6 protein-coding genes are annotated in these 6000 nt (G+C 61.1%); 4 read left to right on the top strand and 2 right to left on the bottom strand.

Features of this window, described 5'->3' with window-relative positions; genetic code table 11:
• Positions 1 to 107 precede the first annotated feature (107 nt).
• Positions 108 to 986 carry a LysR family transcriptional regulator gene (locus ACQ4OE_RS25615; protein WP_430948341.1) on the top strand — a complete coding sequence of 293 codons (879 nt, stop codon included), beginning with the start codon at positions 108 to 110 and terminating at the stop codon, positions 984 to 986.
• Positions 987 to 1093: 107 nt separating this feature from the next.
• On the opposite strand, the gene ACQ4OE_RS25620 is transcribed toward ACQ4OE_RS25615, so the two are convergent.
• Positions 1094 to 1960 (bottom strand): LysR substrate-binding domain-containing protein, encoded by an 867-nt coding sequence (locus ACQ4OE_RS25620; RefSeq protein ID WP_430948342.1) that lies wholly within the window; start codon positions 1958 to 1960, stop codon positions 1094 to 1096.
• A gap of 112 nt (positions 1961 to 2072) precedes the next feature.
• Here ACQ4OE_RS25620 and ACQ4OE_RS25625 point away from each other — a divergent pair, with 112 nt between their 5' ends.
• The 3 genes from ACQ4OE_RS25625 (at position 2073) to ACQ4OE_RS25635 (ending at position 4888) form a co-directional block, all read left to right on the top strand.
• Entirely contained in the window at positions 2073 to 3182 is a 1110-nt protein-coding gene (locus ACQ4OE_RS25625) for a 2-aminoethylphosphonate--pyruvate transaminase (protein ID WP_430948343.1), read from the top strand.
• 144 nt (positions 3183 to 3326) lie between these two features.
• Positions 3327 to 4154, top strand: coding sequence for a phosphonoacetaldehyde hydrolase (phnX, locus tag ACQ4OE_RS25630; protein ID WP_430948344.1), 828 nt, complete (start codon positions 3327 to 3329; stop codon positions 4152 to 4154).
• A gap of 185 nt (positions 4155 to 4339) precedes the next feature.
• A complete protein-coding gene (locus tag ACQ4OE_RS25635; RefSeq protein ID WP_430948345.1) occupies positions 4340 to 4888 on the top strand; it encodes a cytochrome b in 549 nt (182 codons plus the stop codon).
• A 3-nt stretch (positions 4889 to 4891) separates the two neighbouring features.
• On the opposite strand, the gene ACQ4OE_RS25640 is transcribed toward ACQ4OE_RS25635, so the two are convergent.
• Entirely contained in the window at positions 4892 to 5818 is a 927-nt protein-coding gene (locus ACQ4OE_RS25640; RefSeq protein WP_430948346.1) for a 1-aminocyclopropane-1-carboxylate deaminase/D-cysteine desulfhydrase, read from the bottom strand.
• Positions 5819 to 6000 lie beyond the last annotated feature (182 nt).

Here is a 6000-nt window from a genome sequence, read left to right on the forward strand (position 1 = left end):
CGATGGCGTGAGCGGATCAAAGCAATTACTGTTTAATAAATAAAATCGATTTATCGTATTTCACACATAAGCTCAGCTTGTTACTGCCCTCATCGCCAGGAGCCGTCATGTCTGTTTCCCACGCCCAACTCAAAGCCTTCCACGCCGTGGCCGTGCATGGAAGCTTCACCAAAGCCGCCGAGCGGCTTTTTCTGACTCAACCGGCGATTTCCGACCAGGTGCGCAAACTCGAAGAGCGTTTTGGTGTGCTGCTGTTCCACCGCAATAAACGTTCCGTACGCCTCACCGATCTGGGCGAGCGCCTGCTGGCGATCACCCAACGGCTATTCGTGATTGAAGCGGAAGCGCAGGAGTTGTTGCAGGAATCTCAGGCGTTGCAGACCGGCAGCCTGATTCTGGCGGTGGATGCGCCGGTGCACGTGCTGCCGCAAATCGCGCGGTTCTGCGAGCGCTATCCGGGCATCAGTGTGAAGATCGAGACCGGCAACACCGATGAATCGCTGTTTCGGCTGTTCAACTATCAGGCGGACCTGGCGTTACTAGGGCGCGATGTCACAGATGAACGCTTGCTGTGCGTTCCGTTGCGTAACGATCCGATGGTGGCGTTCGTGTCACGCCATCATCCATGGGCCGAACGCGAGTCGATCTGCCTGGCGGATCTCGACGACACGCCGCTGGTATTGCGCGAACACGGTTCGGTGACACGACAGACGCTGGAAGAAGAAATGGCCCGCGCCGGGTTTCGCATTCGCCCGGCGATTCAGGTCGAAGGACGGGAAGCGGCGCGCGAAGCGGTGGTGGTGGGAATTGGCGTCGGCGTGGTGTCAGCGGCGGAGTTTGGCGCAGACTCGCGGGTGTGTGCGCTGCCGATTATCGACTGCACGCGACGGCTGACGGAAACGCTGGTGTGTTTGCGCGAGCAAAGCAATCGACGGGTGGTGGCGACGTTTCTAGAGATGGTTCGCGAAAGCCTCCCCGGTTCCTGATCGTTCCCACGCTCTGCGTGGGAATGCCTCAACGGACGCTCCGCGTTCGGCTTTGGATGGGACGCAGAGCGTCCCGGGCGGCGTTCCCACGCAGAGCGTGGGAACGATCACGGTGAGGCTGGCGCAAGACCAAAGAACGCCTGAATCAAGCGCAAATCTCGGCGCCGTTCCATACAGCCCATCATGTGCCGATTGACCAAGCCCTCCCCGACAATCGGAATCGCCACCACGCGCGGATCATGGCTGACTTCCACCGATGACACCACGCCAACGCCCAGCTCAGCGGCGACCGCTTCTGTCACCGCCTCACGACTGTCCAGTTCCAACAGCACGCGCGGATGGATCGAGGCCTGCGCACAGGCCTCATCAAAGGTGCGCCGGGTGATCGAGCTCGGCTCGCGCAGCACCATGATCACTTGATCCAGCTCCTGAAGTTTCACCTCACCGGTACGCACCGCCCACGGATGCGCCGCCGGCACCAACGCGCAGATCCGCGACTCGCTCAACGCTTGTAAATGCAGGCCTTTGCGCGGTTCAACTTCGGTCAGCACCGCCACGTCCGCGTGCTCCGAAAGCAACGCCGCGAGGGTTTCCTGGGCATTGCCCAGCCGCAAATTCACGGTAATGCCCGGATACCGCGCGCGCAGGCTGGCGAGCATCGGCATGACCATGTGCGGGCCGTCCGCCGCGACCTCCAGCCGTCCGGTCAGCAATTGCCGGTTGGCCTCAAGCATCGCTTGCGCTTCCTCCGCCAGACCGAACATCGCCCGGGTGATCGCCGCCAGTTTGGTGCCCTCCTCGGTCAGTTCCACCCGTCGCGCGGTGCGTCGCAACAGGGTGATCTGGTAGTGCTCCTCCAGCGCCTTGATATGCCCGGTGACCGCCGGCTGACTGATGAACAACCGCGCCGCGGCACGGGTAAAGCTACCTTCCCGGGCGACCGCGTCGAAGGCGCGCAACTGGAACAGGTTCATGAATAACTCTCGCTGATGGCTGGCATAACAACAAACAATTTGATTGATGCAACGGCGAATTGCAACGTATGCCCCGTAGCTTCATCCCACAGCGCTATCCGAGGACACACGAATGAGTATCGCCGAACCCATCCTGCTCACTCCCGGCCCGTTGACCACTTCGGCCCGCACCCGCCAGGCGATGATGGTCGACTGGGGGTCATGGGATGACCGCTTCAATCAACTGACCGCCAGTCTGTGCGAGCAACTGCTGGCCATTCTCAACGGCGGCGCCACTCACCATTGCGTGCCATTGCAGGGCAGCGGCACCTTTGCCGTCGAAGCGGCGATCGGCACACTGGTGCCGCGTGACGGCAAAGTGCTGGTGCTGATCAACGGTGCTTATGGCAAGCGTCTGGCGAAAATCTGCGAAGTGCTTGGGCGCTCGTTCAGCACTTTTGAAACCGCCGAAGACGAACCGACCACCGCCGCTGACGTTGACCGCTTGCTGCGCGCCGACAGCGATATCACCCATGTCGCGCTGATCCACTGCGAAACCAGCACCGGCATTCTCAACCCGCTGGCGGAGATCGCCCAGGTCGTCGAGCAACACGGCAAACGCCTGATCATCGACGCCATGAGTTCCTTCGGCGCGCTGCCGGTGGATGCGCAGAAAGTGCCGTTCGACGCGCTGATCGCCGCTTCCGGCAAGTGCCTGGAAGGCGTGCCGGGGATGGGTTTTGTCTTCGCTCGCAAGGAAGCGTTAGCCGCTGCCGCCGGCAACTCGCATTCGCTGGCGATGGATTTGTTCGACCAGCACGCTTATATGCAGAAAACCGGACAATGGCGCTTTACCCCGCCGACCCACGTGGTCGCGGCGCTGCACGAAGCGCTGCTGCAATACACCGAAGAAGGCGGCTTGCCGGCCCGCCATGCGCGTTACGCCGCCAACTGCCAGGCGCTGATGGAAGAGATGGCCAAACTCGGTTTGCGCAGCTTCCTGCCGGCGGCGATTCAAGCGCCGATTATCGCCACGTTCCATGCGCCGAGTGATCCGCGTTACCAGTTCAAAGACTTCTACGAGCGCGTGAAGGCCAAGGGTTACATCCTCTATCCCGGCAAATTGACTCAAGTGGAAACCTTCCGCGTCGGCTGCATCGGCCACGTCAGCCCGCACCAAATGCGCCAGGCCGTCGCGGCGGTGGGTGAAGTGCTGCGTGAGATGGAAGTGTTAGAGATCTAAAACCCACCCAAATCCCCTGTAGGAGTGAGCCTGCTCGCGATGAGGCCGTGTCAGTCGACAACGATGTTGAATGATCAAGCGCTATCGCGAGCAGGCTCACTCCTACAGTTTGAATTGCATTGCCAACATAGGATTTTGATCAACATGAACTACGTCAATCCAAGCAAGCTGCAAGCCGCCATCCTCGATTGGGCCGGTACCGTGGTCGATTTCGGTTCGTTCGCACCGACGCAGATCTTCGTCGAAGCCTTCGCCGAATTCGATGTGCAGGTCTCCATCGAAGAAGCCCGTGGCCCGATGGGCATGGGTAAATGGGATCACATCCGCACGCTGTGCGATCAACCTCAGGTGGCCGAGCGTTATCGCAAAGTGTTCGGCCGCACGCCGACTGACGACGACGTTACCGCGATCTACAACCGCTTCATGCCGCTGCAGATCGAGAAGATTGCCGAGCACTCGGCGCTGATTCCCGGCGCGCTGGAAACCATCGCCAATCTGCGCCAGCAGGGGATCAAGATCGGCTCCTGCTCCGGCTATCCGAAACCGGTGATGGACAAAGTCGTCGAACTGGCCGCCACCAACGGCTATGCGGCCGACCACGTTGTCGCCACCGACGAGGTGCCTAACGGTCGCCCGTGGCCGGCCCAAGCCCTGGCCAACGTGATTGCGCTGGGCATCGACGATGTCGGCGCCTGCGTGAAGATCGATGACACCGTGCCGGGCATTCTCGAAGGCCGCCGCGCCGGGATGTGGACGGTCGCGCTGATCTGCTCGGGCAATGCGCTGGGCCTGGACTACGAAGGTTTCCGCGCCTTGGGCAGCGATGAACTGGCCAGCGAGCGCAAGCGCATTCATGCCGTGTTCGAAAGCTCACGCCCGCATTACATGATCGACACCATCAGCGATTTGCCGGAAGTGATCGCCGACATCAACAAGCGTCTGGCTAACGGTGAGATGCCGCAGTCGAGCTGATTGCGCCATCCGCTAAACAAAAACGCCAGTGTCTGACCGACACTGGCGTTTTTTTTGGCATAGCCCTGACTCAGGGCATTGAAAGTCCGATCAGCCTCAGGCAAATCCGCCAAAGCGGTTTACAGTTAAAGCATGCCGTCGCACAAGAACGGCCGTTTTGACCCTGATCTGTGAGGAAACACCGTATGCCGTGGACAAGTTCCGAATCGCGTTACAGCACTGTGTCGGTCCTGCTGCACTGGCTGATGCTGGTGTTGTTGGTGCTGGTGTACGCCAGCATGGAATTGCGCGGCCTCTTCCCCAAAGGCAGCGGCGGCCGCACGCTGATCCGCGAAGTGCATTACATGCTCGGCCTGACCGTGTTCGTGCTGGTGTGGTTTCGTCTGCTCGCGCGCAGCCTCGGGCCGGCGCCGAAGATCTTCCCGGCCTCACCGCAATGGCAAACCATTCTGGCGCGGCTGATGCACTGGGCGTTGTACCTGTTCATGATCAGCATGCCGATTCTCGGCTGGCTGATCACCAGCGCCGAGGGGCATCAGGTGATGTTCTATGGTTTTGATCTGCCGCTGCTGGTCGCAGAAAACAAAGACTTAGCCAAACAGGTCGAGCATTGGCACGTGCTGATCGGCACTATCGGTTATTGGCTGATCGGGCTGCATGCGCTGGCGGGGATCTACCACCATTATGTGGTGGGCGATAACACGCTGCTGCGGATGATGCCCAAGCGCGGTTGAGAATCAGGGGTTGCCGGTAAAGCCGCGCCGCCCCTGCAAGCCGCCGGTGTGAACGAAGATCAGCCGCGTGCCCCTGGCGAATCTGCCCTCCTCGACCTGTTGCTTGAGCGCCAGCAGGGCCTTGCCGGTGTACAGCGGTTCCAATGGGATGCCGATGGCCTGTTCGGTCTGCTCAATGAACTCAAGCAACAGCGGATCGACCTTGGCGAAACCGCCACGGCTGGCGTCAATCAACGCATAGCCTGCATTCGTCAGCTCGGCGTCCCGCATGATCGACTCAACCTGCTGCGCCACCCCGTGATCATCCGGCACTGCCAATGCACCATGCACCGGACGCTCGCCCTGCTCGGCGAGCACCAGCCCGGCCAGCGTTGTCCCGGTGCCACAAGCCAGCCACCAAGCGTGGTAATCGCTCCAGCCGAGGGCGGGCAATTGCGCCTGCGCCTGCTCATTGATGGCGGCGCAACCGAGCGCGCCCGGTAATCCACCGCCGCCCTCCGGCACGGCAAACAGATGTGGATATTGCGCGTGCCATGGCTCCCAGAATCCAGGCTGATGTCGTGCGCGATAGCCGCCGTAACCCAACCAATGCAATTGCATGCCGAATGTTTGCAGATCGCGCACCGTCGGCGTGTCCTGCGCATGCCCGCGCAACAGCCCAACGGTTTTGAATCCCAGCCGTTTGCCAGCCGCCGCCAGTGCATGCAGATGATTGGAATGCGCCCCGCCGAGGCTGATGATGCCTTCGGCCCCCGCGCGATCAGCAGCCTTGAGGTGTTCGACCAGTTTGAACCACTTGTTGCCGCTGATCAGCGGATCGATCTGGTCCAGACGCAGGATGGCGACTTCAACGCCGGCAGATGTCAGCCAGTCCAGATGAAGGTGTTCGAGGGGGGCTTGGGGTAGCCAGTTGGAGGGGGGCAGAAGCATGGGCGGCGATTCGATCTGGGCAGAGCCAGCATTCTAGTCGCTCATACGCAGCCATCGCGAGCAGGCTCACTCCTACATTGGTTTGGTGGTGCTCACCGAATCTGTGAACAACACACCCCTGTGGGAGCGGGGGGGGGGGGGGGGGAGGGGGGGGGGGGGGGGGGGGGGTAATCCGGACTCAA

Origin of the sequence: Pseudomonas sp. WC2 (assembly GCF_050586545.1) — a bacterium.
GTDB lineage: Bacteria > Pseudomonadota > Gammaproteobacteria > Pseudomonadales > Pseudomonadaceae > Aquipseudomonas.